Raw genomic sequence first — 448 nt, 5'->3', positions numbered from 1 at the left:
AGCATTGGAACCACCTGATCCCATCCCGAACTCAGCAGTGAAACGATGCATCGCCGATGGTAGTGTGGGGTTTCCCCATGTGAGAGTAGGTCATCGTCAAGATTCATTTCGCAAAACCCCTATCTGCGCATGCAGGTAGGGGTTTTGTCTTTAAGTAGAAGCTATCGTTTCTCCTGGTAGGCCGATCAGCCCGCCGGTGGTAGTAAAAAGGTGGTTGACAGCATTTTTGGATGCTGTATTATTCACCTCCCGCGACGAGAGATCGAAGCGAGCCAAGTGTCTGAAGTTAAACGAGTTTCTCGAAAATCTTCAAAATAAACACTTGACAGCAAATGAGGAAAGCGTAGAATGCGCGCCTCGGTTGAGACGAAAAGCTCTTAACCAAACGCTCTTTAACAAATCGAATCAAGCAATTCGTGTGGGTGCTTGTGAGTACGGACTGATAGTC

The 448-nt window shown here is 47.5% G+C and carries 1 rRNA gene; it reads left to right on the top strand.

What is annotated here, in order from left to right:
- Positions 1-102 (top strand): 5S ribosomal RNA (gene rrf, locus OO258_RS27330); the annotation flags it as partial.
- Between the last annotated feature and the right edge of the window lie 346 nt (positions 103-448).

Source organism: Pseudomonas sp. DCB_BI (genome assembly GCF_026240995.1).
Taxonomy (GTDB): Bacteria; Pseudomonadota; Gammaproteobacteria; order Pseudomonadales; family Pseudomonadaceae; genus Aquipseudomonas.
This window is presented reverse-complemented; position numbering and strand designations above follow the sequence as displayed.